This window comes from Pseudomonas parakoreensis, assembly GCF_021602155.1.
In the GTDB taxonomy this organism is placed as follows: domain Bacteria; phylum Pseudomonadota; class Gammaproteobacteria; order Pseudomonadales; family Pseudomonadaceae; genus Aquipseudomonas; species Aquipseudomonas parakoreensis.
Window position 1 is genome coordinate 101,395 of record NZ_BQHY01000004.1, and the last position, 24,036, is coordinate 125,430.

Here is a 24,036-nt window from a genome sequence, read left to right on the forward strand (position 1 = left end):
CGCATGCGTTTACGTCATATCGAAGTGATTCAGGCGCTCTTGCAGACTGGTCACCTGGGCACCGCCGCCGAATGGCTGCAGCTCCCGGTGACTGACGTCGAAGAGCGTTTGCGCGAAGCCGAGAGCGAGTTGGGGTTCATGCTGTTCGCCAGCGTGCGCGGTCGATTGCAATCAACGCCCGAAGCGCGGGCGCTGCAGGTGGAAATCGCTCACGTCTATCAGGCGCTGGAGCCGGTGCAGCGTCTGGCCAGCAGCCTCAAGCAATACCTCGCTCCGCCCCTGCGCATCATCGGCACCCCGCCGCTGGCGCAACTGCTGTTGCCGCAAAGCATCGCGCTGTTGCGCCGACGTTTGCCCGACGCGCCCTGCCGCTTGCTCAGCTCGCCCACGTGCGACATCGTTCGCAGCCTGCTGCTGCGCGAAAGCGATCTGGGCCTGAGCCTGCACGATCCGGAACACCCCGACATCCACTGCCAGCCATTGGCCCACGGCAAGCTGCAACTGCTCGCGCCGCACGGCTGGCTGCAACCGAAGCAGAAGTACATTTCCCTTCAGGATCTCGCCGGCCAGGCGATGGTCGGCCTCGAAGGCCACGACCCGCTGAGCCCGGCATTGGAGAACAAACTCCAGGCCCTGCGCCCGGCGCCGAGCATCCAGACCCGGGTGCAAACCCATCAGATGATGCGCAGCATGGTCGAGGCCGGCGAAGGCCTGGCCATCGTCGACCCGTTCACTGCGCTCGGTGCACGGGCGGGCGGCCTGGACGTCTGCCCGTTGTCACCGGCGGTGCCGATCAGCCTGTATGCGCTGAGCTACCGACACAGCGCCACGCCGGCTGCAATTCAAACGCTGTTGGCGATCGTCACGGAACAAGCCGAGGCGATGCTGGCGAGCTGAGCGGGTTTTCCAGCGGGTTGTCGAACAGTCGATACCAGAACAGCGCAATTTCGGCGGTATTCGGGTCTATCCCGCGATAACGCAAATGGTCGATACCGCCAATCTCGTAGCCACAACGTTCGTACAAACGACAGGCACCGAGGTTGTTGTTCTGCGTCTCGAGCATGATCCCCGGCAGCTTCTTCTTGCGACTCCAGAACTGCGCGACATCCAGCAACGCCTTGGCGACGCCATGGCGGCGCGCCGGTGCGTGCACCGCCAATTCATCGATGTGGGCAAAACCGTTCCAGTTGGTGCTGATCACCAGATGGCCGACCGGTTCGTCGTCCAGATACGCCATGAAAATCGCGCTGTCGGCGGCGTCGCGATAGCTGCTGAACTCTTCAGGATCGATGCCGTAGCACTTGCGGTACGGCACGATCGGCGTCACCGCCCAGCGCTCGACCGGCTGGCCAATGACTGCCGCGCCATACGCAGCCACCTCGAAACTGAAGTCGCTGCCCCAGATGTACGTCGCAAAACCATCGTCGGCGACGCGCACCGACAGTCCTGGGTATTTTGGATTCATGACCGGTTGCATACTCGGAAAAGTCCTCATTCCTTGACGCAATCGACGGTGTACTGCCGTCCATTGCCTTCATCTTCATGTTGCAGTCCATGCACATCAGCGACAAAACCGGGAAAGCTGCTATCGAACGTGCGGGCAAATTTCAGGTAGTCGATGATCGAGCGGGTTGCCTCGGTGAAGCGCTCGCCGGGCATGATCAACGGAATCCCTGGTGGATACGGCACCAGCATCACCGCCGCGACCCGTCCTTCCAGCTCATCGATCGGCACCGCCTCGACCTCGCCGCGCACCAGTTGATCGTAGGCGTGGGCCGGTTTCATGGCGATTTCCGGCAACACCGTGTACATGCGTTTCAGATGCTTGGCCGTGGCGTTGCTGCGGTAACAGGCGTGCAGTTGATCGCACAGGTCACGCAGGCCCATGCCGCGATAGCGCGCGGTGTCTTGCTGCGCCACGCAAGGCAGGCAGCTCGCCAGACTGACGTTGGCGTCGTAGCTGCGTTTGAATTCGAGCAACTCGGTGAGCAGCGTGCTCCACTTGCCTTTGGTAATGCCCATCGAGAACAACACCAGGAACGAATACAGCCCGGTCTTTTCCACCACCAATCCGCGCTCCCAGAGGAATTTGCTGACCACCGCCGCCGGGATGCCCTTCTCGCTCAGCGCGCCGCCGGCATTCAATCCAGGCATGACCAGGGTCACTTTGATCGGGTCGAGCAGCACGTAGTCGTCGCTGACTTCACCGAAGCCATGCCAGTCGGCGTCCGGCTGCAGCAGCCAGTCTTCGGTCTGCACCCGGTCGATGCCTTCGACGCCGGGCGGCTGCCAGATCGAAAACCACCAGTCATCCGCCGCAATGTGCTGGCGCAGATTGGCCAGCGCCCGGCGGAAACTCAGCGCCTCATCGAAGGTTTCCTGCAACAGCGAGCGCCCGGCCGGGCCTTCCATCATGGCCGAGGCCACGTCCAGCGAGGCGATGATGCTGTATTGCGGCGAGGTCGAGATGTGCATCATGAACGCTTCGTTGAAACGATCACGGTCCAGTTGCCGCGCACCACCGTCCTGTACGTGAATCATCGAGGCCTGGCTGAACGCAGCGAGCAGCTTGTGCGTGGAATGTGTAGTGAACACGAGTGGGCTGTCTTCTGTGCGCGAGGTGGCCATGCCATAACGCCCGGCGAAGAACTCGTGAAACGCCGCATAGGCGTACCAGGCTTCATCGAAATGCAGCACTTCAACGCTATTGCCCAGGCTCTGCTTGATCAGCTCGGCGTTGTAGCACAGGCCGTCGTAAGTCGAGTTGGTCACCACCGCCAGTTTGACTTTCGGCGCGCGGCCCCTGGTCAGCGGGCTGGCGTCGATCTTGGCCTGGATCGATTCGCGACTGAATTCGCTCAGCGGAATTGGACCAATGATCCCCAGTTCATTGCGCTCCGGGCACAGATACAACGGGATCGCGCCGGTCATGATGATCGCGTGCAGCACCGACTTGTGGCAGTTGCGATCGACCAGCACCAGATCATCCCGACCGACCATCGAGTGCCAGACGATCTTGTTGGCAGTCGAGGTGCCATTGATCACGAAAAACGTGTGATCGGCGCCAAAGTTGCGCGCCGCGCGCTCTTCGGCTTCAGCCAACGGACCGGTGTGATCGAGCAGCGAACCAAGCTCCGGCACCGACACCGACAAATCCGAACGCAGGGTGTTTTCGCCAAAGAACTGGTGAAACGCCTGCCCCACCGGACTCTTGTGGTAGGCCACGCCACCGCCATGCCCGGGGGTGTGCCAGGAATAGTTGGAGTCGGCGGTGTGCTGCACCAGCGCCTTGAAAAAAGGCGGCAGCAGGCCATCCAGGTATTTGCGCGCCGCCCGCGCCACTTGCCGGGCGAGAAACGGCACCGTGTCTTCGAACAGATAGAGAATGCCGCGCAACTGATTGAGTTCGGCCATCGCATCGGCGGGGGCGTTTTCCAGGGTGACCTGTTCGCCGAGGGCAAAGATCGGCAGATCCGGAGCCCGAACCCGCGCCAGACCGATCAGTTCGGCCATGTTTTGTAACAGATGGGAATTGGTGCTGGCGTCTTCGGCAGCGATGAGCATGCACGCCAGACCATGATGGGTTGACGCCACCAACCGCCCTTCGGTGTAGTCGATGGCCGAAACGATCTTGAAACCTTCCTGCTCCAACTCCCGGGCGATGCCCCGGATACGCTCGCCGGCGACCGTGTCGGCCTTGATGTCGCGGTGGACGATCAACACCGGAAACTTCAAATCTTTGTACATGAGGCTCAGTGTCCCGAGGCGGCGGATCAATGTCTGCCAATGCACTCAGGGTAGAGGGTTGCAGCGAAAGTGGCGAGGGTGGCCAGTTGGCTTCACTCAGCCAAAAGCAAAAGATCGCAGCCTTCGGCAGCTCCTACAGGGATCGCATTCCAATGTAGGAGCTGCCGAAGGCTGCGATCTTTTGATCTTTCAGGCCTGAGCGTCAGCCTCGGCGATCTGCGTCCACAGCGCCGGGCCACCGGCCGACTTGGCGATGATCTCGAGCCGCGCCAGGTGCTCCGCCAGCTCGTCTTCCGTCGCCCGGATGATCCGCGCAGGCTGACGATTCGCCGGCAGACGACGGATTTCGGTGGCGGAGTTGTCCGCGCCCTCACCTGTGCCATTGCCGTCGGAAGCGTTGCCGGCCAGCGACAGGCTGGTCTGGCCACCGGTCATGGTCAGGTAGACGTCGGCGAGAATCTCCGAGTCGAGCAAAGCGCCGTGCAGTTCACGGCCGGAGTTGTCGACGCCATAACGCTTGCACAAGGCGTCGAGGCTGTTGCGCTGCCCCGGGTGACGTTCCCGCGCCATCATCAGGGTGTCGAGAATGGTGCAGTGCTGCGTGATGTCCGCACGATCGTGCTGGCCCATCAAGGCGAATTCGTTGTTGATGAAGCCAACGTCGAACGCCGCGTTATGGATGATCAGCTGCGCACCATTGATGAACTCGAAGAACTCGTCGGCGACTTCGGCGAAACGCGGTTTGCCGACGAGGAATTCGTTGGTGATGCCGTGAACGCCGATCGCCCCTTCATCACTCTCGCGGTCCGGTTGCAGGTAAACGTGAAAGTGCCGGCCCGTCAGGCGCCGACCGATCAGTTCGACACAGCCGATTTCAATGATCCGGTGACCATCGGTCACCGGCATGCCGGTGGTTTCGGTATCGAGTACAACGGATCTGGTGGCCATCAGTGTTCAGTTCTCAACGGGGTCAATCGTGCAAAAGCGGCGATGTTAACACGCTCACGGTGCGCGTCGCCCACCACCGCTTGATCGGCGCCGATAACCCTGTAGGAGCTGCCGCAGGCTGCGATCTTTTGATCTTGCTTTCGAAAAAACAAAATCAAAAGATCGCAGCCTGCGGCAGCTCCTACAGGGGAATGCATTCCAGATGGCAGGAGTGAGCCTGCTGGCAATCAGCTCTGCTTGTAGCCGCGCACTTCATCTACCCCACGGTTGGCCAATTGGTCAGCCCGTTCGTTCCCGTGATGACCAATGTGCCCGCGCACCCACTTCCAGGTGACCTTGTGGCGGTTGACCTGCTCATCCAGCTCTTTCCACAGGTCGGCGTTTTTCACCGGCTCTTTCGCGGCCGTTTTCCAGCCGCGTTTCTTCCAGTTGGCCATCCACTCGTTGATGCCTTTCATCACGTACTGCGAGTCGGTCACCAGCAGCACTTCGCAAGGACGCTTCAGGGCTTCAAGGCCACGGATGGCGCCGAGCAGTTCCATACGGTTGTTGGTGGTGTTGGCTTCGCCGCCCCACAGTTCCTTTTCCACGCCCTTGCACACCAGCAAGGCACCCCAGCCGCCCGGGCCGGGGTTGCCCTTGCAGGCGCCGTCGGTGAACAGTTCTACGCTATCGACGCTTTCGCTCATGCCACGCTATCCAGATAAATGCCTGGCCCCGTCAATCGCGGATCGACGATGGCCGCGGCCGGAGCAGGTCCGGCCACTATAAAAAGAAGGTTTACGGTTCGATCCGACGGCGGTTGACCTTGGCCATCGGCAGCGGAATCAGCTTGCCCATCGGCTCGCGACGTTCCTGACGCAACGGTCGCAGGCCAACCACGATCTTGCGCGCGACCAATAAATAGAAGCCACCGCCCGACAGTTGCCAGTCGCCGGCCTTGCGTTCCCAGCCGGCCAGTCGGGCCTGCCACTTGGGCGACGCGAGCGGCGGACGATAGCACCCGAAGCGGCGTTTCTCCAGCGCAAAGCCCAGCAGGTTGAGCCAGTCGGCAACCCGCGACGGCGAGATGCAGCGCGCCTGGCGCAAGGCGTCGTGGGCGAACACATGGCGCAGGCCCCAGGTGCTCCAGGGATTGATGCCGATGATCAGCAGATGCCCGCCGGGGCGTACGCTGCTCGCCGCTTCACGCAGCAATCCGTGGGGCGACAGGCAGAAATCCAGACCGTGCTGCAACACCACCACGTCGGCGGCGTGCTCGCTCAACGGCCAGGCCTGTTCCTCGCAGACGATCTCGACCCCCGGCAATGGCGCGCCAAGCCGCACGTTGCGCTGCACCTGTGGCGCCGACGGCGGGGTCTGCGCCGATGGCCCGTAATGCACCAGATAGCCGCCGAAGAACCGCCCCAACTCGTCTTCGAGCATGCGTCGTTCTTCATCCAGCAGAAATTGCCCGAGCGGGCCGGCGAGCCATTCACGGGCCGCGCCGATCAACGCCAGCCAGTCGGGATCGGCCTGAGCGAACGCTTTATCGGTCATGTCATTCTCCAACGCCGCTAGAAGCTCTAAGATGCGCCAATGTTTTCCGCTTGGCGAATTCCGACGATGATACAGATCAGTGCCCTGCCCGCGTTCACCGACAACTACATCTGGTTGTTACAGGATCACCGCACCCAGCGCTGCGCCGTGGTCGATCCGGGCGATGCCGCGCCGGTGCAGGCCTGGCTCGCCGTACACCCGGGCTGGGTGCTGAGCGACATTCTGATCACCCATCACCACCACGACCACGTCGGCGGCGTCGAACGCCTGAAAGCCGCGAGCGGCGCCACAGTCTACGGCCCGGCCAGCGAAAACATCCCGGGGCGCGATGTGGCGCTCAAGGACAACGACACGGTCAGCGTCCTCGGCTGGGACTTCGATGTCTATGCGGTGCCCGGTCACACCCTCGGCCACATTGCTTATTACCACCACGGCCTGCTGTTTTGCGGTGACACCCTGTTCGCCGCCGGTTGCGGGCGCCTGTTCGAAGGCACGCCGCAACAGATGCACCACTCGCTCAGCCGCCTCGCCGCGTTACCCGAGGATACGCTGGTGTATTGCACCCATGAATACACCCTGAGCAACCTGAAGTTTGCCGCCGCGGTCGAACCGGGCAACCCGGACATTGCCGCCCGTCTGGAAAAAGTCACTCAACAACGGGAAAAAGGCGTGATGACCCTGCCGTCGACCCTGGCCCTGGAAAAGCTCACCAATCCGTTTCTGCGCACCTCTGAAACATTAGTTACACAAAAAGTGGACGAACGGGCAGGCGCTCAAAACCGGGCGCCGAGTGAGGTTTTTGCGGCTCTGCGGGCGTGGAAAGATAAATTCTAAGTGACTCGCCCCCTGGTACAAAAATTCTGAATGGTTGACCGCAGGGGGTGCGCTTTCTAGAATCGCCCGACATTTTTGCCCGGAACTTACTTCCAGCCAATGTCGTCATCCATACGTAAGTCCGTCAATTCAGACACGTTGACCCGCCTGGCCCAAGCCATCGCGGTGGCTGTGTCCGCCACATTGGCGGGCTGTTCCAGCCATGCTCCGCAGACTGAAGCGACCCATACGCCGAACATTGCTGCGCGAGCCAAGCAGAAACCGATCTGGCTGAGCGAAAAGCCCAGCCCGCAGGTGCCTCAGGACATCTGGGAGCGCATGCGCGGTGGTTTCCAGCTGCAGGACGGCCTGGGCGTCAACCCGCGCATCGAGCAACAGCGCCTGTGGTTCGCCAGCAACCCTTCTTTCCTCGAGAATGCCGGCGAACGCGGCAGTCTCTACATTCATTACATCGTCGAGCGTCTCGAAGAGCGCAACATGCCGCTGGAACTGGCCCTGCTGCCAGTGATCGAGAGCGCCTACAACCCGATGGCCTACTCGCGCGCCGACGCCTCGGGGCTGTGGCAATTCATTCCGTCCACCGGTCGCTACTACAACCTGCGCCAGACCCGTTTTTATGACGGCCGTCGCGATATCACCGCCTCGACCACCGCAGCGATGGACTACCTGACCCGTCTGCACGACATGTTCAACGGCGACTGGCTGCTGGCCCTGGCGGCCTACAACGCCGGTGAAGGCACGGTGAGCCGTGCCATCGAGCGCAACGAGAAGCTCGGCCTGCCGACCGACTACTGGAACCTGTCGTCGTTGCCGGCGGAAACCCAGGCGTACGTGCCGAAACTGCTGGCCCTGTCGCAAGTGGTGCTGGCCCCGGAAGCCTACGGGGTGAACCTCAACCCGATCGCCAACGAACCGTATTTCCAGGTCGTCGAAATCAACCAGCGCATGGACCTGTCGAAGGTCGCGGCGGTGGCCAACATCGACGAAGACGAACTGTTCCAGCTCAACCCGGCCTTCAAGCAACGCACCACCATCGACGGCCCGCAGCATCTGCTGGTGCCGACGTCCAAGGCGCAACTGCTGACCGCCAGCCTGCAGACCATGCGGCCTGAAGAACTGATCAGTCCCCGTTCGCTGAAACCGGTATTCGACGGTGCCGACCCGACCGAGGTGGCAAAGCTCAAACGCGCCTATCGGGTCAAACGCGGTGACAACCTCGGTTCCATCGCCAAGGCCAACAAGGTCGAAGTCAAGGACCTGCAGCGCTGGAACAAGCTGACCGGCAAGAACCTCAAGGTCGGCCAGACCCTGGTGATGCAGGACACCACCAAGCGCGCCCCGGCTCGTAACAGTGGCCGGATCAACACGGTGATTGCAGCCAACAGCAAGACCAAAGGCAAGGCCGACAACCAGCAGCAGACCCAGTACAAGGTCAAGCGTGGCGACACCCTGTACGTGGTGGCCAAGCGTTTCAACGTCGAGATGCAGCATCTCAAGCGCTGGAACCCGGGCGCCGGCAAGGCCCTCAAGCCTGGGCAGATGCTCACGGTTTACCAGCCGCACTGACAAAGAGCCCCTGAAATTCAGGGGCTTTTTTTATTGCCCGAATTATTGTCCCCGATGGATTCCTTGTGGTGAGGGGATTTATCCCCGATGGGGCGCGAAGCGGCCCCTGCCTTCCAAAAACCACGGGGACTGCTGCGCAGTCCATCGGGGATAAATCCCCTCGCTACAATGCAAACCGGGTGAGAATTGCACGCCGATTAACAGCCCATTAACCCGCATCTTTTTCCTGTCCAGACAAGCTGTTACTGTACGGCCCACAAAGCCCAAGCCGCCTGGATCGGATCTGACTTGAAGCGTCCCCTCCTCCTGCTCCTGATCAGCCTGGCCTTGAGCTCACCCGCAAGCGCGACGATTACCGAGAGTCACGGTTATGCGCAGTTCGGCACGCTCAAGTACCCGGCCAGATTTACCCACTTCGACTGGGTCAACCCGCAAGCGCCCAAGGGCGGTACGTTGCGGGTGATGGCGTTCGGCACCTTCGATACGGTCAACCCGTACACCTTCAAGGGCACCAGCCCGGTCACCACGCCGAATTTCCTGCAGTACGGCATCAATGAGCTGAACGAGCCGCTGATGGTCGGCACCGGCCAGTATTCGCCGTCCGGCGACGAGCCGGCATCGAGCTATGGCCTGATCGCGCAATCGGTGGAATACAGCGAAGATCGCAGTTGGGTGGTGTTCAATCTGCGCCCGGAAGCACGTTTCCACGATGGCACACCGATCACCGCCTACGACGTGGCGTTCTCCTATCGTTTGCTGCTCAAGGACGGCCATCCGCTGTACCGCACCGCCCTGCAGGAAGTCTCGCGGGTCGACATCCTCAACCCGCAGCGCATTCGTTTCGTGATGAAACGCTCGGGCAATCCGTTATTGATTCTGCGCCTCGGTGAGCTGCCGGTGCTGCCACAGCATTACTGGAAAGATCGCGACTTCAAGGCCACCACCTTCGATCCACCGCTGGGCAGCGGGCCGTATCGCATCACCTCGGTGACGCCGGGGCGGCAGCTGATCTTCGAGCGGGTCAAGGATTACTGGGGCAAGGACCTGCCGGTCAATCGCGGCAAGTACAATTTTGATCGCATGGAAGTCGAGTTTTACCGCGACAGCGACGTGGCCTTCGAAGCGTTCAAGGCCGGTGAATTCGATATCTACATCGAGCATCAGGCGAAGAACTGGGCCAATGGCTACAACTTCCCGGCGGTGCGCCGTGGCGACGTGATCAAGGCGCAGATCGCGCATCAGATCCCGACCCAGAGCCAGGGCCTGTTCATGAACACCCGACGCGCGACCTTCAGCGACGTCAAGGTGCGCGAAGCGCTGGGCCTGATGTTCGACTTCGAGTGGACCAACCGCGCGCTGTTCAGCGACGCCTACAAACGCACCACCAGTTACTACCCCAACAGCGAATTCAGCGCCAGCGGCCTGCCGGTCGGGCACGAATGGCTGATGCTCAAGCCGTATAAAGATCAGTTACCGGCGAAGCTGTTCACCGAGCCGTTCACCTTGCCGCAAACCGATGGCCGTGGCATCCCGCGAGAAACCATGCGCAAGGCCCTGACCCTGCTCGCCGAGGCCGGCTGGAAGCTCAACGGCCAGCGCCTGCAAAACGCTGCCGGGCAGCCGCTGAGCTTCGAACTGTTGCTGGTCAATCCGAACCTTGAGCGGATCCTGCAGCCGTACATCGAAAACCTCAACAGCATCGGCATCGACGCGCGCCTGCGCACGGTGGATCGCGCCCAGTACAAACAGCGTCTGGATCAATTCGATTTCGACATGATCCTGATGACCCTCAACCAGACCCTCAGCCCGGGCCTGGAGCAGTGGCAGTACTTCCATTCCAGTCAGGTCGGGGTCAAGGGCAGCAAGAATTACGCCGGCATCGCCAACCCCGTGGTCGATCACCTGCTCGAACAATTGCTCGCCGCGCAAACCCGCGACGAACAGGTCGCCGCCGGCAAGGCGCTGGACCGCGTGCTGCTGTGGCAGCACTACAGCATTCCCAACTGGTACCTCAATTATCACCGACTGGCCTACCGCAACCGGTTGGCTTTCGTCACCACGCCGCCCTACACCCTGGGCCTGAGCGCGTGGTGGCTGAAATCTTCGGAGAACAATAAATGACCCCCATCCGTGCCCTGCTCCTGCAGGCCAGCGGTCTGCTGTTCGCCGGGCTGGCGATTGCCGCCCCGCAACACGCGGTGACCCTGTACAACGAACCGCCGAAATACCCGGCGGACTTCAAACAGTTCGATTACGTGAACCCCGATGCACCCAAGGGCGGGATCTTCCGCCAGGCCGGGTTCGGCGGCTTCGACAGCCTCAATCCGTTCATCAGTAAAGGCGTGCCGGCCGATGATGTCGGGCAGATCTACGACACCCTGACCAAGCACAGCCTCGACGAGCCGTTCACCGAGTACGGCCTGATCGCTGCGAAGATCGAGAAAGCCCCGGACAACAGCTGGGTGCGTTTCTACCTGCGTCCGGAAGCGCGCTTTCATGACGGCCATCCGGTGCGCGCCGAAGACGTGGTATTCAGTTTCCAGACCCTGACCAAAGACGGTTCGCCGCTGTTTCGCGGCTACTACAGCGACGTCGATGAGGTGATCGCCGAAGACCCGCTCAAGGTGCTGTTCAAGTTCAAGCACACCAACAATCGCGAGTTGCCGCTGATCCTCGGCCAGTTGCCGGTGCTGCCGAAACACTGGTGGGCCAATCGCGATTTCACCAAGGGCAATCTGGAAATCCCGCTGGGCAGCGGCCCGTACAAGGTCGCCGAAGTGAAGGCCGGGCGCTCGGTGCGCTATGAGCGGGTCAAGGACTATTGGGGCAAGGATTTGCCGGTCAATCGCGGGTTCTACAACTTCGACGTGATGACCACCGATTACTACCGCGACAACACCGTCGCCGTCGAAGCGCTGAAGGCCGGGCAGTTCGATTACTGGCTGGAAATGACCGCGAAGAACTGGGCCAACGCCTACAACATTCCGGCGGTCACCGAAGGCCGGCTGATCAAGGAACAGATCGCCAACAGCAACCCGACCGGCATGCAGGGCTTCGTTTTCAATTTGCGCCGTCCGGTGTTTCAGGATGTGCGGGTGCGCCAGGCGCTCGGTCTGCTGTTCGATTTCGAGTGGACCAACAAACAGCTGTTCAACGGTGCCTACTTCCGCACCCGCAGCTATTTCGAGAACTCGGAAATGGCCGCCACCGGCCTGCCCGACGCCGAACAACGGGCGATCCTCGAACCGTTTCGCAGCAAACTGCCGGCGCAGGTGTTCAGCGAAGCCTTCGAGAACCCCAAGACCGACGCCAGCGGCATGATCCGCGCCCAGCAGCGCGAGGCCTATCAACTGCTGCAAGAGGCCGGCTGGAAGATTGTCGACGACAAAATGGTCGACGCCAGCGGCAAACCGGTGGTCATCGAGTTCCTCCTTGCACAGACCGAATTCGAACGCGTGCTGCTGCCGTTCAAACGCAATCTGGCCGACCTCGGCATCGATCTGGTGATCCGCCGTGTCGACGTTTCGCAATACATCAACCGCGTGCGCTCGCGGGACTTCGACATGATGGTCGGCAGCTTCCCGCAATCCAACTCGCCGGGTAACGAGCAACGAGAATTCTGGATGAGCGCCGCCGCCGACAAACCGAGCAGCCGCAACACCATGGGCCTGAAGGATCCGATCGTCGATCAACTGGTGGAAAGCCTGATCAACGCCGATTCACGCAGCAGCCTGGTGGCCCATGCGCGGGCGCTGGATCGGGTCCTGCAATGGGGTTACTACGTAGTCCCCAACTGGCACATCAAGACCTGGCGCGTGGCTTACTGGAACCACATCGGTCACCCGAAAGTCTCGCCCAAATACGACATCGGGATTAACACCTGGTGGGTCAAGCCTGACGCGAAACCCGCCATAGAAGTCGAAACCAAACTGCAAGCCGACCCTGTGGGCACGGAGTAATCAGATGCTGGCGTATATTTTTCGGCGACTGCTGCTGATCATCCCGACCCTGTTCGGCATCCTGCTGATCAACTTCGTCATCATCCAGGCCGCGCCAGGCGGCCCGGTGGAGCAGATGATCGCCAAGCTTGAAGGCTTCGAAGGCGCCACCAGCCGCATCGCCGGTGGCGGCGCCGAAGTCTCGGTGGCCGGCTCCGCCTATCGCGGCGCGCAAGGCCTGGACCCGGCGCTGATCAAGGAAATCGAGCACATGTACGGCTTCGACAAATCGGCCCCGGAACGCTTGTGGATCATGGTCAAGAACTACGCGAAGCTGGATTTCGGCGACAGCTTCTTCCGCGACGCCAAGGTCATCGACCTGATCAAGGAGAAGATGCCGGTATCGATCTCGCTCGGGCTGTGGAGCACACTGATCATGTACCTGGTGTCGATCCCGCTGGGGATCGCCAAGGCCACGCGGCACGGCAGCCACTTCGACGTGTGGACCAGTTCGGCGATCATCATCGGCTACGCGATCCCGGCATTCCTGTTCGCGATTCTGCTGATCGTGGTGTTTGCCGGCGGCAGTTATCTGGACTGGTTCCCGTTGCGCGGCCTGACTTCGAACAACTTCGATGAGCTGAGCCTGGGCGGCAAGGTTCTCGACTACTTCTGGCACCTGGCGCTGCCGGTGACGGCGCTGGTGATCGGCAACTTCGCGACCATGACCCTGCTGACCAAAAACAGCTTCCTCGACGAGATCAACAAGCAGTACGTGGTCACCGCCAAGGCCAAGGGCCTGACGCGCAACCGCGTGCTCTACGGCCACGTGTTCCGCAACGCCATGCTGCTGGTGATTGCCGGGTTTCCGTCGGCGTTCATCGGCATCTTCTTCACCGGCTCGTTGCTGGTGGAGGTGATCTTCTCCCTCGACGGCCTGGGCCTGATGAGTTTCGAAGCGGCGATCAACCGCGATTACCCGGTGGTGTTCGGCACCCTGTTCATCTTCACCCTGCTGGGGCTGGTGGTGAAACTGATCGGCGACCTCACCTACACCCTGGTCGATCCGCGCATCGACTTCGCCAGCCGGGAGCATTGAGATGAACCTGTCCCCGCTCAACCGCCGCCGGTTCGAACTGTTCAAAGCCAACAAGCGTGGCTGGTGGTCGCTGTGGCTGTTTCTGATTCTGTTCGGCCTGAGCCTCGGCGCCGAGCTGATCGCCAACGACAAGCCGCTGCTGGTGCATTACGACAACCACTGGTACTTCCCGGCGATCAAGCGCTACCCGGAAACCACCTTCGGCGGCGAATTCCCGCTGGAAGCCAACTACAAGAGCCCGTATATCCGCGAACTGCTCAAGGCCAAGGACGCATGGGTGTTGTGGGCGCCGATTCCCTACAGCTACCAGAGCATCAACTACGACCTGAAAGTCTCGGCCCCGGCCCCGCCCTCGGCGGACAACCTGCTGGGCACCGACGATCAGGGCCGCGATGTGCTGGCGCGGGTGATTTACGGCTTCCGCATCTCGGTGCTGTTCGCCCTGACCCTGACCGTGCTCAGCTCGATCATCGGCGTGATTGCCGGCGCGTTGCAGGGTTTTTATGGCGGCTGGGTCGATCTGGCCGGGCAGCGCTTTCTGGAAATCTGGTCGGGGCTGCCGGTGCTGTACCTGCTGATCATCCTCGCCAGTTTCGTCCAGCCGAATTTCTGGTGGCTGCTGGGGATCATGCTGCTGTTTTCGTGGATGAGCCTGGTCGACGTGGTGCGTGCCGAGTTCCTGCGTGGGCGCAACCTCGAATACGTGCGTGCGGCGCGGGCGCTGGGCATGCAGAACGGCGCGATCATGTTCCGCCACATTCTGCCCAACGCGATGGTCTCGACCATGACCTTCATGCCGTTCATCCTCACCGGCGCCATCGGCACCCTCACCGCGCTGGATTTCCTCGGCTTCGGCTTGCCGGCCGGCAGCCCGTCGCTGGGTGAACTGGTGGCCCAAGGCAAATCCAACCTGCAGGCGCCGTGGCTGGGCATCAGCGCGTTTGCCGTGCTGGCGCTGATGTTGAGTTTGCTGGTGTTTATCGGCGAGTCCGCTCGCGATGCCTTCGACCCGAGGAAGTGAAATGAATCAGGACAATCTGATCGAAGTGCGCGACCTCGCCGTCGAGTTCGGCATGAATGAGCGACTGCACCGGGTGGTCGAGGGCGTGAGCTTCGACATCAAGCGCGGCGAAACCCTGGCGCTGGTCGGCGAGTCCGGCTCGGGCAAATCGGTGACCGCGCACTCGATCCTGCGCCTGCTGCCCTACCCGCTGGCCCGCCATCCGGCCGGCAGCATCACCTATGCCGGGCAGAATCTGCTGGACCTGAGCGAAAAGACCATTCGCCACATCCGTGGCAACCGCATCGCGATGATCTTTCAGGAGCCGATGACCTCGCTCAACCCCCTGCACTCGATCGAGAAGCAGATCAACGAGGTGTTGGGCATCCACAAGGGCTTGAGCGGCAAAGTCGCAACCAAGCGCACGCTGGAGCTGCTGGAGATGGTCGGCATCCCCGAGCCGCACAAACGTCTCAAGGCCCTGCCCCACGAATTGTCTGGCGGCCAGCGCCAGCGGGTGATGATCGCCATGGCGCTGGCCAACGAGCCGGAACTGCTGATCGCTGACGAGCCAACCACCGCACTGGACGTGACCGTTCAGCTGAAAATCCTCGATTTGCTCAAGGAACTTCAGGCTCGATTGGGCATGTCGCTGTTACTGATCAGTCATGATTTGAACCTGGTGCGAAGAATTGCGCATCGCGTATGTGTCATGCAGCGCGGTTGCATCGTCGAACAGGCATCGTGCGCAGAGCTGTTCCGTTCGCCGCAGCATCCGTACACTCGGGAATTGCTCGGCGCGGAGCCCAGCGGAGGCCCGGCGACCAATAAAATCGGGGCGCCGCTGCTCGAAGTCGAGAACCTGAAAGTCTGGTTCCCGATCAAGAAAGGCCTGCTCAAGCGCACGGTGGATTACGTCAAGGCAGTGGACGGCATCAATTTCAGCCTGCCTCAGGGACAGACTCTGGGGATCGTGGGGGAAAGCGGTTCCGGCAAATCCACGCTGGGTCTGGCGATTTTGCGGCTGATCGGCAGCAAAGGCGCGATCCGCTTTGAGGGCAAGCAGCTAGACTGCCTGACGCAGAACGAGGTTCGCCCGTTGCGGCGGGAGATGCAGGTGGTGTTTCAGGACCCGTTCGGCAGCCTGAGCCCGCGAATGTGCGTCAGCGATATCGTTGGCGAAGGCCTGCGGATTCACAAGATGGGCACCGCGACCGAGCAGGAAGCGGCGATTATTGCGGCATTGAAGGAGGTAGGTCTGGATCCGGAAACCCGGCACCGCTACCCCCACGAATTTTCCGGCGGGCAACGGCAACGTATCGCCATTGCCCGGGCCTTGGTGCTGAAACCGGCGCTGATCCTGCTGGACGAGCCCACTTCGGCGCTCGACCGCACGGTGCAGCGGCAAGTGGTGGAGCTGTTGCGTTCACTGCAAGCCAAGTACAACCTGACGTATTTGTTCATCAGCCATGACCTGGCTGTCGTCAAAGCGCTGAGCCACCAGCTGATGGTGGTCAAGCATGGCCAAGTGGTCGAACAGGGAGACGCGCAAGCCATCTTTGCCGCTCCCAAACATTCGTATACACAGCAGTTGCTGGAAGCCGCTTTTCTGGCACCAGCCACTGCGCAATAACCTGAAAGAGGAGCAACACATGGGTTTTCTCGCCGGTAAGCGCGTACTGATCGTCGGTGTCGCCAGCAAGCTGTCCATCGCATCCGGCATCGCTGCCGCCATGCATCGCGAGGGCGCTGAGCTTGCCTTCACTTATCAGAACGACAAACTCAAGGGTCGCGTTGAAGAGTTCGCACAGGGCTGGGGTTCGAGCCCTGAGCTGTGCTTCCCGTGCGACGTGGCCAGCGATGAAGAAATCGCCAAGGTCTTCGAAGAACTGAGCAAGAAGTGGGACGGCCTGGACTGCATCGTGCACTCCGTCGGCTTCGCCCCGGGCGACCAACTGGACGGCGACTTCACCGAAGCCACCACCCGTGAAGGTTTCCGCATCGCTCACGACATCAGCGCCTACAGCTTCGTGGCCCTGGCCAAGGCTGGCCGCGAAATGATGAAAGGCCGCAACGGCAGCCTGCTGACCCTGTCGTACCTGGGCGCCGAGCGCACCATGCCGAACTACAACGTGATGGGCATGGCCAAGGCTTCGCTGGAAGCTGGCGTACGTTACCTGGCCGGTTCCCTGGGCCCGGACGGCACCCGCGTCAACTGCGTATCGGCTGGCCCGATCCGTACCCTGGCCGCCTCCGGCATCAAGAACTTCCGCAAGATGCTGGCCGCCAACGAAGCGCAAACTCCACTGCGCCGCAACGTCACCATCGAAGAAGTCGGCAACGCCGGCGCCTTCCTGTGCTCCGACCTGGCGTCGGGCATCAGCGGTGAAATCATGTACGTGGACGGCGGCTTCAACACCACCGCCATGGGCAACATCGAAGAGTAATCTTCGCGCTGCCGATAAAAAGCCCGCCAATTGGCGGGCTTTTTCATGCCTGCGATGCCAGGCAACGGGCGAACAACTGCTGAATCGGCTGGCTGCGCTGGCTGTAACGCTGCAACAGCACCATCTCCCGATAAAACTTCAGCTCGCCCAGGTCGATCACTCTCACCCTCAGCGGATGCTCCAGCCACAGCCCAGCCATGGGCAGCAACGAAACCCCGAGCCCGCATTCGACCATTTTAACGATCGCTTCCAGCTCATCCAGCTCCAGCGCTACGTGGACGTCTATCCGCTGCTCACGCAGAAAGCGCGTCACCAGTCGCCCCCCGAACGAGTTACGGTCGTAGCGCACATGAGGATGCTCGGCGAGCAATTGCAGCGGATCATCGCCCTCGACACCGCGCGGTACGATCAGCACGAACGGTTCGCGTCGGATCACCTGCGCTGACAGCTCCTTGGGCAATTCGAACGGCGGCTTGATCATGACCGCCAGATCGACCTGCCCTGCATCCACTTGGCTCAGCAGGTTCAGCGACACACCAGGCACCAGTTTCGGCTCCACGCCGGGCGCCTGTTGGCGCAAGCGCAGCAAGGCCTGAGGCAACAACCCCGTCTGCGCGGTGGCCACGGCGCCGATTCTCAGCTCGCCGCAAAACTCGCTGGCGTCTTCGCTGATCGCCATGCGGCTGAAGGTGGCGAGCATTTCCTGCGCCATCGGCACCGCGCGCTGCCCTGCCGGATTGAGGATCGCCTGCCGACCGGTGCGATCGAACAGCCTTACGCCGAGGGTCTGTTCCAGATTGCGGATCTGCGCGCTGACCGCCGATTGCGTCAGGCCGACATGAAGACCCGCCGCGGCAAACGTGCCGTGCTGCGCCACCGCCAGAAAGGTCTTGAGTTCACGCAGCATGGACACCTCGATTGATCGAAATAATTTGAGCTCGGCGCAAAAACTATCGTCTTTCAATCGAAATGCACAGCGCTAGACTCAGCTCACCCCAACCGTTGATCGAGACCGCACCTATGTCACTCAGCCCATTCCATCTGGCCATCCCCGTCTATGACCTGGCCGCCACACGGCACTTTTACCGCGAAGTTTTCGGGCTGGAGGAAGGTCGTTCCAGCGCACACTGGGTCGACTTCAACTTCTTCGGCCATCAACTGGTGATTCATCTGGCGCCGAAAAACGCTGCACAGGAAGCTGCCCACACCAATGCCGTGGACGGGCATGACGTGCCGGTGCCGCATTTCGGAGTGGTGCTGGGGATGGCGCAATGGCAGGCGCTGGCCGAACGCCTCACATCGCTGGGCACGCGGTTTGTGATTGAGCCGGGGATTCGCTTTCAGGGCCTGGTGGGCGAACAAGCGACGATGTTTCTGTTCGACCCGTGTGGCAATGCGCTGGAGTTCAAGGCGTTCAAGGATATCGGGCAGTTGTTTGCCAAATAAAAGTGTGGCGTCTGACCGGCCGCTATCGCTGGCAAGCCAGCGCCCACAAGGTTACGTGCAGTCCCTGGATTGTGTGGGCAGCCGCGAAATCTGTGGGAGCTGGCTTGCCAGCGATGAGGCCCTCAATGGCCGCGCTTCAATTGCTGCTTGTGTTCGTACATTGCGCTATCGGCATCGGCCAGCAGCCGATCCACCGTGTCATGCTGTTGCGGATCGTATTCGATCTGGCCGACGCTGAAGCGGATGTCGTAGCCGCGTTGCAACATCGTATTGCGCTCGTCGAGGATGTCCTTGAGCCGCGCCATGATCGCCGTGGTTTCGACGTGACTGGAGCCGGTCAGCAGCGCCACGAACTCATCACCGCCCAGGCGCCCGACCACGTCGCTCTCGCGAAAAGCGATGCGCAGCACGTCGGCGAAGGTCTTCAGCGCACTGTCGCCTTCGGCATGCCCATAGTGATCATTGATGTGTTTGAAGTCATTGAGATCGAAAAACAGCAGCGTCGCCGGTTTGTCCCGGTGCTTGCAGGCCTCCAGCGCATACTGAGCAAGCGCCTTGAAGCCACGGCGGTTGGACAGCAGCGTCAGCTCGTCCATGTTCGCCATCTGCACCGCCATCAACTCTTGTTCGGCCATGCCGGCCAGATCGCGCAACAGCCCGCGCTCTTCATCATCGAGCTCGCGCGGCCTGGTGTCGATCAGGCACAGCGTGCCCATCTTGTTGCCGTTGGGCACGGTCAGCGGGTAGCCCGCGTAAAAACGGATGTTCGGCTCGCCGGTCACCAGCGGATTGTCATGAAAGCGTTTGTCTTGCTTGGCATCCGGCACCAGCAGCAATTCATCCTGAAGAATCGCGTGCCCACAGAACGACACATCCCGTGGCGTTTCGTTGACGTCGAGGCCGACGCACGACTTGAACCATTGCCGATCCTTGTCGACCAGCGTGACCAACGCAATCGGCACGTTGAACAGCCGTTTGGCCAGACGCGTCAAACGGTCGAAACGCTCTTCGGGCGCAGAGTCCAGGACGTTCAGTCCGTGCAATGCCTGGATTCGCACAGCTTCATTGGCGGGTTTGATCGGGGCCAGCATCACGCACTCCATCAGGGTCAACGACCGTTAGAGTAGCTTGAATCGCCAGCGACTCACACACTCAACCGCCCGCCACCGGGCACGGCCCGCCGGCATCGGCCCAAAGCTTGAACTGGGCCACAAAAATATCATGCGGCACTGGCACCGGCGCGCGCCCGGCTCCGGGATTCCAGCCCCACAGCACCAGTTTGTCGTCGCTGACATGTTTGATCAGCGCGGCGAAATCACGGTCGCCGTTGCTGGAACGATCCTTGATCATCGCGCACAACTTGTCCGGCGGCAGGCCAATCCAGGCCATCTTGTGCGCCGCCGGTGGCAGGCTCCAGTGCGGCGCCCCCGGAGGCGCATGCGGGCCATAACTGTCGGGCGGGTTGCGCTCGGCATGACAGGTGGCGCAAGGCAAACCGGCGGCGCCCTTGCCATCCATGCCGCGCACGACATTCATCGCATGCGGTTTGCCGGCATCGAATTGCAGCGGCGAGTCGCCGGGAATGTGGCAGTTCTGGCAACGCGGGCTCTGGAACACCTTCTGCACCGTGCCGAACGCCTTGAGCGCCTCCTGATCATCGGCGAACAGGTCCGAAGCGTAGCCGCCCAGCCCCAGCAGAATCACCGTGCCCAACAGCAGATGTCGTTTCATCTCACACCCCCGACAGTTGCAGCGGCAGTTCACGCAGGCGTTGCCCGGTCAGTGCATACACCGCGTTGGCCACCGCCGGCGCGGTAGGCGGAACACCGGCCTCGCCGATGCCGCCGGGTTTGTCGCGGCTGGGCACGATATGCACCTCGACCAGCGGCATCTCATTGAGGCGCAGCACCTGATAGTCGTGATAGTTGGATTGCACCACCGCGCCGTCCTTGACCGTCAGCTTGCTGTGCAGCGCCATGCCCAGGCCAAAGGTGATGCACGATTCCATCTGCGCCGCGATGCTCTGCGGATTGACCGCGATCCCGCAATCCACCGCACACACCACGCGGTGCACGCGGATCGCCAGATTGTCCTGGGAGACCTCGGCCACCTGCGCCACATAACTGCCGAACGACTCGTGCACCGCCACGCCCAGCGCATGCCCGTCCGGCAATGGCGCTGTCCAGTTGGCCTTCTCCACCGCCAGATTCAGCACACCGAGATGGCGCGCATGATCCTTGAGCAACGTTCGCCGGTATTCCACCGGGTCCTTGCCGGCCGCCGTGGCCATTTCATCGATCAGTGACTCCATGACAAACGCGGTGTGGCTGTGCCCGACCGAGCGCAGCCACAACACATTGATCCCGGTCTGCGGCGAATGCAGCTCGACCTGTTGATGAGCCAGGCCTTTGATATACGGGCTGTCAGCCACACCTTCGACCGAAGTCGCGTCGATGCCGTTCTTGACCATGGTCTGTTCAAGCATCGTGCCGGCCATGATCGACTGACCGACCAGCACATGCTGCCAGCTCAACGGCATGCCCTGCCCGTCGAGGCCGATGCGCGCCTGATGCAGGAACATCGAGCGGTAATAACCGCCACGAATGTCATCCTCACGGGACCACACGGTTTTCACCGGCATCCCGGCCGCTTTCGCCACTTGCACGGCTTCAGCGACGAAGTCCGAGGTCGGATTGGCCCGGCGCCCGAAACCGCCACCGAGAAACTCGGTGTGAATCTCCACCTGCTCCGGTTTGAGCCCGGTGATCTTGCCGGCGACCATCTGGTCGAGGGTCTGGAATTGCGTGCCGGTCCAGATTTCGCACTTGTCGGCGCTGATCTTCACCGTGCAGTTGAGCGGTTCCATCGGTGCATGCGCCAGATACGGCACGCTGTATTCGACGTCGATTTTCTTCGCCGCCTTATTGAAGTTGCCCTGCGGATTCCCGGCCTGGCTGGCGGAAGTCCCCGGTGTCGCCGCCAGTTTGCGAAAGCTGTCGAGCAGGCCCTGGCTACTCAGGTCAGTGTGCGGGCCCATGTCCCAATCGACTTTCAACGCATCACGCCCGAGTTTCGCCGCCCAGTAATGATCGGCAATCACCGCCACGCCGGTCGGCACCTGTACCACTTTGTGCACGCCGGGCACCGCCAGCGCCTCGGCCCCCTCGAAGGATTTGACCGTGGCACCGAACACCGGCGCCCGCGCGACCATCGCGGTCATCAAGCCGTCGAACTGCACGTCCATGCCGAACTTGGCGCGCCCGGTGATTTTCTCCGGGGTGTCGAGGCGTTTGGTCGGTTTGCCGATGACCTTCCAGTCCTTCGCCTCCTTGAAGGTGATCGACTTCGGATCCGGTACCGGCAGTTGCCCGGCAGCGTCTGCCAGCTCGCCATACGTCGCGCGTTTATCGCCGGCAATCACGACGCCCGACTCAGTGCGAATCGTCGACGCCGCAACGTTGAAGCGCTTGGCCGCCGCTTCCACCAGCATCTGCCGCGCCGTGGCCCCTGCGAGCCGGTAACGATCGAACTCCATCCAGGTCGAAGTCGAGCCGCCGGTAATCTGCATTCCGCCAAACGCCGGCATGCCGTAATTGGCCGCCGAGGCCGGCGAGTGCTCGACGCGGATCGTCGACCAGTCGGCGTCCAGCTCTTCGGCGATCAGCATGGTCAGGCCAGTCCAGATGCCCTGGCCCATTTCCGAATGCCCGAGCAACACCGTCACGCTGTTGTCGGCGGCGATGCGCAAAAACGCATTCGGCGCGAAGACCTTGCCTTCATTCTCCGCTGCCCGCGCAAACCGATGGGCACCGGGCACGACAAACGCCACCACCAGACCGCCACCCAGCACGGCACTGCCCTTGAGAAAGCCGCGACGCGATACAGGACTGTTCATCGTCTGTCTCCCAATCAGCCAATTTCGGCCGCACGTTTCACTGCTGCGCGGATTCGCGGATAGGTGCCGCAGCGGCAAATGTTGCCGGAGAGCGCCTGATCGATATCACTGTCGGTAGGTTTGGGGATTTTCGCCAGCAGCGCCGCGGCAGACATGATCTGCCCGGACTGACAGTAACCGCATTGCACCACATCCAGTTCGGCCCAGGCTTGCTGCACCGGGTGCGAGCCGTCGGTGGACAGGCCTTCGATGGTGAGGATTTTCTGGCCGTTGGCCACGGCAGTGGCGGGCGTGATGCAGGCACGCAACGGTGCCCCATCCACGTGAACGGTGCAGGCGCCGCACTGGGCCATGCCACAGCCGAATTTGGTACCGGTCAGGTGCGCCACATCACGCAGGACCCAAAGCAGCGGCATGTCTGCCGGCACATCGAGTTCCTGATCCTTGCCATTGATATTCAAGGTCAGCATCGGGGATTTTCCTCAGACTCACGGTGTTCTGAAGGGGCGTCGCTACGGCCATCGAAGCCTGTGCGCGCCTCGGCTTATCCCTTTCAGCAAAGCCCAAATTGCGCCGCAAGCCAGACGTTGCGACCACCGGTCATGCCTCAACGTAAAAATGTCGACTTTAATCTTCTGGCTGATAACGGCGCTCACCCGAGCCAGCACCACCGGCCTGCGACGAGCGCGGTCACCCATCACATTGGTCAGGAGTCGCGAACATGGGATTTGTCACCACTCAAGACGGCGTCGATATCTTCTACAAGGACTGGGGCCCGAAGGACGCTCCGGTGATCCACTTCCACCACGGCTGGCCACTCAGCTCGGACGACTGGGATGCGCAGATGCTGTTCTTTCTGGCCCAGGGCTTTCGGGTGATTGCCCATGACCGGCGCGGGCACGGGCGATCGAGCCAGGTCTGGGACGGTCACGACATGGATCATTACGCCGACGATGCGCTGGCGGTGGTTCAGCATCTGGGAGTGAAGAACGTGGTGCACGTCGGCCACTCCACCGGCGGCGGTGAGGTCATCCACTACATCGCCCGGCATGGGCAGGACAACGTGGCCAAAGGCGTGCTGATCAGCGCGGTGCCACCGTTGATGGTCCAGACCGAAAGCAATCCCGGTGGTTTGCCGAAATCGGTGTTCGATGATTTTCAGGCACAACTGGCGGCCAATCGCGCGCAGTTCTATCGCGACATTCCCAGCGGTCCTTTCTATGGCTACAACCGCCCGGGAGCAAAACCTTCGGAAGGGATCATCGGCAACTGGTGGCGTCAGGGCATGATCGGCGGGGCCAAGGCGCATTACGACGGGATCGTTGCCTTCTCGCAGACCGACTTCACCGAAGACCTGAAGAAGGTCACCGTACCGGTGCTGGTGATGCATGGCGAGGACGACCAGATCGTGCCGTATGCGAACTCGGGGCCTTTGTCGGCGAAACTGCTGCCAAATGGCACGCTGAAGTCGTATCCGGGCTTTCCGCACGGAATGCCGACAACTGAAGCGCCGACGATCAATGCGGATTTGTTGGCGTTTATTCGCGGCTGACACACATCATTGTGGGAGCTGGCTT

Annotated in this window: 21 protein-coding genes; 11 read left to right on the forward strand and 10 right to left on the reverse strand. The window is 61.5% G+C overall.

Annotated features, from left to right (window positions below; translation table 11 throughout):
- The first annotated feature begins 3 nt into the window (after window positions 1-3).
- Window positions 4-897, forward strand: a complete 894-nt coding sequence (locus L6D63_RS07290) for a LysR substrate-binding domain-containing protein (RefSeq protein ID WP_047293711.1) — start codon at window positions 4-6, stop codon at window positions 895-897.
- On the opposite strand, the gene L6D63_RS07295 is transcribed toward L6D63_RS07290, so the two are convergent.
- The 5 genes from L6D63_RS07295 to L6D63_RS07315 form a co-directional block, all read right to left on the reverse strand.
- Window positions 863-1,477: a GNAT family N-acetyltransferase gene (locus tag L6D63_RS07295; RefSeq protein ID WP_095668978.1), complete on the reverse strand. Its 615-nt coding sequence runs from the start codon at window positions 1,475-1,477 to the stop codon at window positions 863-865. The genes L6D63_RS07290 and L6D63_RS07295 overlap by 35 nt on opposite strands.
- A gap of 14 nt (window positions 1,478-1,491) precedes the next feature.
- Window positions 1,492-3,747 (reverse strand): Orn/Lys/Arg family decarboxylase, encoded by a 2,256-nt coding sequence (locus tag L6D63_RS07300; RefSeq protein ID WP_121185929.1) that lies wholly within the window; start codon window positions 3,745-3,747, stop codon window positions 1,492-1,494.
- Window positions 3,748-3,936: 189 nt separating this feature from the next.
- Complete coding sequence (gene dnaQ, locus L6D63_RS07305) at window positions 3,937-4,695, reverse strand: DNA polymerase III subunit epsilon (protein ID WP_047293706.1); 759 nt, start codon at window positions 4,693-4,695, stop codon at window positions 3,937-3,939.
- A 227-nt stretch (window positions 4,696-4,922) separates the two neighbouring features.
- Window positions 4,923-5,384 (reverse strand): ribonuclease HI, encoded by a 462-nt coding sequence (gene rnhA, locus L6D63_RS07310; protein WP_003224162.1) that lies wholly within the window; start codon window positions 5,382-5,384, stop codon window positions 4,923-4,925.
- Window positions 5,385-5,475: 91 nt separating this feature from the next.
- Window positions 5,476-6,234: a methyltransferase domain-containing protein gene (locus tag L6D63_RS07315; protein ID WP_047293705.1), complete on the reverse strand. Its 759-nt coding sequence runs from the start codon at window positions 6,232-6,234 to the stop codon at window positions 5,476-5,478.
- Between the two features lie 66 nt (window positions 6,235-6,300).
- Between L6D63_RS07315 and gloB the strand changes: the two genes are divergently transcribed.
- The 8 genes from gloB (at window position 6,301) to fabI (ending at window position 17,118) form a co-directional block, all read left to right on the forward strand.
- Window positions 6,301-7,068 carry a hydroxyacylglutathione hydrolase gene (gene gloB / locus L6D63_RS07320; RefSeq protein ID WP_047293825.1) on the forward strand — a complete coding sequence of 256 codons (768 nt, stop codon included), beginning with the start codon at window positions 6,301-6,303 and terminating at the stop codon, window positions 7,066-7,068.
- Window positions 7,069-7,167: 99 nt separating this feature from the next.
- On the forward strand, window positions 7,168-8,634 hold the full coding sequence (locus tag L6D63_RS07325; RefSeq protein WP_041067277.1) for a LysM peptidoglycan-binding domain-containing protein: 1,467 nt from the start codon (window positions 7,168-7,170) through the stop codon (window positions 8,632-8,634).
- Between the two features lie 288 nt (window positions 8,635-8,922).
- Window positions 8,923-10,755: an extracellular solute-binding protein gene (locus tag L6D63_RS07330; RefSeq protein WP_131671349.1), complete on the forward strand. Its 1,833-nt coding sequence runs from the start codon at window positions 8,923-8,925 to the stop codon at window positions 10,753-10,755.
- Window positions 10,752-12,593, forward strand: a complete 1,842-nt coding sequence (locus L6D63_RS07335; protein WP_131671348.1) for an extracellular solute-binding protein — start codon at window positions 10,752-10,754, stop codon at window positions 12,591-12,593. Before L6D63_RS07330 ends, L6D63_RS07335 begins: the two co-directional genes overlap by 4 nt.
- Before the next feature lie 4 nt (window positions 12,594-12,597).
- Window positions 12,598-13,671: a microcin C ABC transporter permease YejB gene (locus tag L6D63_RS07340; RefSeq protein ID WP_025109088.1), complete on the forward strand. Its 1,074-nt coding sequence runs from the start codon at window positions 12,598-12,600 to the stop codon at window positions 13,669-13,671.
- A gap of 1 nt (window position 13,672) precedes the next feature.
- The gene (locus L6D63_RS07345) at window positions 13,673-14,692 is read left to right on the forward strand and encodes an ABC transporter permease (protein ID WP_131671347.1); all 1,020 of its coding nucleotides are present in this window, start codon (window positions 13,673-13,675) and stop codon (window positions 14,690-14,692) included.
- A 1-nt stretch (window position 14,693) separates the two neighbouring features.
- On the forward strand, window positions 14,694-16,304 hold the full coding sequence (locus tag L6D63_RS07350) for an ABC transporter ATP-binding protein (protein WP_131671346.1): 1,611 nt from the start codon (window positions 14,694-14,696) through the stop codon (window positions 16,302-16,304).
- 19 nt (window positions 16,305-16,323) lie between these two features.
- Window positions 16,324-17,118: an enoyl-ACP reductase FabI gene (fabI, locus tag L6D63_RS07355; protein WP_003202751.1), complete on the forward strand. Its 795-nt coding sequence runs from the start codon at window positions 16,324-16,326 to the stop codon at window positions 17,116-17,118.
- Window positions 17,119-17,161: 43 nt separating this feature from the next.
- Here the strand turns inward: fabI and L6D63_RS07360 are convergent, their stop codons facing one another.
- The gene (locus tag L6D63_RS07360; protein WP_131671345.1) at window positions 17,162-18,025 is read right to left on the reverse strand and encodes a LysR family transcriptional regulator; all 864 of its coding nucleotides are present in this window, start codon (window positions 18,023-18,025) and stop codon (window positions 17,162-17,164) included.
- A 113-nt stretch (window positions 18,026-18,138) separates the two neighbouring features.
- On the opposite strand from L6D63_RS07360, the gene L6D63_RS07365 reads away from it, so the two are divergent.
- Window positions 18,139-18,564 carry a VOC family protein gene (locus L6D63_RS07365; protein WP_131671344.1) on the forward strand — a complete coding sequence of 142 codons (426 nt, stop codon included), beginning with the start codon at window positions 18,139-18,141 and terminating at the stop codon, window positions 18,562-18,564.
- A 122-nt stretch (window positions 18,565-18,686) separates the two neighbouring features.
- Here the strand turns inward: L6D63_RS07365 and L6D63_RS07370 are convergent, their stop codons facing one another.
- The 4 genes from L6D63_RS07370 to L6D63_RS07385 form a co-directional block, all read right to left on the reverse strand.
- A complete protein-coding gene (locus L6D63_RS07370; RefSeq protein ID WP_131671343.1) occupies window positions 18,687-19,655 on the reverse strand; it encodes a sensor domain-containing diguanylate cyclase in 969 nt (322 codons plus the stop codon).
- Between the two features lie 61 nt (window positions 19,656-19,716).
- Window positions 19,717-20,295 (reverse strand): hypothetical protein, encoded by a 579-nt coding sequence (locus L6D63_RS07375; RefSeq protein WP_041067306.1) that lies wholly within the window; start codon window positions 20,293-20,295, stop codon window positions 19,717-19,719.
- 1 nt (window position 20,296) lies between these two features.
- Window positions 20,297-22,459, reverse strand: coding sequence for a xanthine dehydrogenase family protein molybdopterin-binding subunit (locus tag L6D63_RS07380; RefSeq protein WP_131671342.1), 2,163 nt, complete (start codon window positions 22,457-22,459; stop codon window positions 20,297-20,299).
- A 14-nt stretch (window positions 22,460-22,473) separates the two neighbouring features.
- The gene (locus tag L6D63_RS07385; RefSeq protein ID WP_025111491.1) at window positions 22,474-22,929 is read right to left on the reverse strand and encodes a (2Fe-2S)-binding protein; all 456 of its coding nucleotides are present in this window, start codon (window positions 22,927-22,929) and stop codon (window positions 22,474-22,476) included.
- A 251-nt stretch (window positions 22,930-23,180) separates the two neighbouring features.
- Here L6D63_RS07385 and L6D63_RS07390 point away from each other — a divergent pair, with 251 nt between their 5' ends.
- Window positions 23,181-24,011 (forward strand): alpha/beta fold hydrolase, encoded by an 831-nt coding sequence (locus L6D63_RS07390; protein ID WP_047293684.1) that lies wholly within the window; start codon window positions 23,181-23,183, stop codon window positions 24,009-24,011.
- Window positions 24,012-24,036: the final 25 nt, after the last annotated feature.

Excerpts from the sequence above, each read along its gene's own strand:
- L6D63_RS07290 (WP_047293711.1), top strand. The coding sequence starts at position 4 with ATGCGTTTACGTCATATCGAAGTGATTCAGGCGCTCTTGCAGACTGGT.
- L6D63_RS07295 (WP_095668978.1), bottom strand. The coding sequence starts at position 1,477 with ATGCAACCGGTCATGAATCCAAAATACCCAGGACTGTCGGTGCGCGTC.
- L6D63_RS07300 (WP_121185929.1), bottom strand. The coding sequence starts at position 3,747 with ATGTACAAAGATTTGAAGTTTCCGGTGTTGATCGTCCACCGCGACATC.
- dnaQ (WP_047293706.1), bottom strand. The coding sequence starts at position 4,695 with ATGGCCACCAGATCCGTTGTACTCGATACCGAAACCACCGGCATGCCG.
- rnhA (WP_003224162.1), bottom strand. The coding sequence starts at position 5,384 with ATGAGCGAAAGCGTCGATAGCGTAGAACTGTTCACCGACGGCGCCTGC.
- L6D63_RS07315 (WP_047293705.1), bottom strand. The coding sequence starts at position 6,234 with ATGACCGATAAAGCGTTCGCTCAGGCCGATCCCGACTGGCTGGCGTTG.
- gloB (WP_047293825.1), top strand. The coding sequence starts at position 6,301 with ATGATACAGATCAGTGCCCTGCCCGCGTTCACCGACAACTACATCTGG.
- L6D63_RS07325 (WP_041067277.1), top strand. The coding sequence starts at position 7,168 with ATGTCGTCATCCATACGTAAGTCCGTCAATTCAGACACGTTGACCCGC.
- L6D63_RS07335 (WP_131671348.1), top strand. The coding sequence starts at position 10,752 with ATGACCCCCATCCGTGCCCTGCTCCTGCAGGCCAGCGGTCTGCTGTTC.
- L6D63_RS07340 (WP_025109088.1), top strand. The coding sequence starts at position 12,598 with ATGCTGGCGTATATTTTTCGGCGACTGCTGCTGATCATCCCGACCCTG.
- L6D63_RS07345 (WP_131671347.1), top strand. The coding sequence starts at position 13,673 with ATGAACCTGTCCCCGCTCAACCGCCGCCGGTTCGAACTGTTCAAAGCC.
- L6D63_RS07350 (WP_131671346.1), top strand. The coding sequence starts at position 14,694 with ATGAATCAGGACAATCTGATCGAAGTGCGCGACCTCGCCGTCGAGTTC.
- fabI (WP_003202751.1), top strand. The coding sequence starts at position 16,324 with ATGGGTTTTCTCGCCGGTAAGCGCGTACTGATCGTCGGTGTCGCCAGC.
- L6D63_RS07360 (WP_131671345.1), bottom strand. The coding sequence starts at position 18,025 with ATGCTGCGTGAACTCAAGACCTTTCTGGCGGTGGCGCAGCACGGCACG.
- L6D63_RS07365 (WP_131671344.1), top strand. The coding sequence starts at position 18,139 with ATGTCACTCAGCCCATTCCATCTGGCCATCCCCGTCTATGACCTGGCC.
- L6D63_RS07370 (WP_131671343.1), bottom strand. The coding sequence starts at position 19,655 with ATGCTGGCCCCGATCAAACCCGCCAATGAAGCTGTGCGAATCCAGGCA.
- L6D63_RS07375 (WP_041067306.1), bottom strand. The coding sequence starts at position 20,295 with ATGAAACGACATCTGCTGTTGGGCACGGTGATTCTGCTGGGGCTGGGC.
- L6D63_RS07380 (WP_131671342.1), bottom strand. The coding sequence starts at position 22,459 with ATGAACAGTCCTGTATCGCGTCGCGGCTTTCTCAAGGGCAGTGCCGTG.
- L6D63_RS07385 (WP_025111491.1), bottom strand. The coding sequence starts at position 22,929 with ATGCTGACCTTGAATATCAATGGCAAGGATCAGGAACTCGATGTGCCG.
- L6D63_RS07390 (WP_047293684.1), top strand. The coding sequence starts at position 23,181 with ATGGGATTTGTCACCACTCAAGACGGCGTCGATATCTTCTACAAGGAC.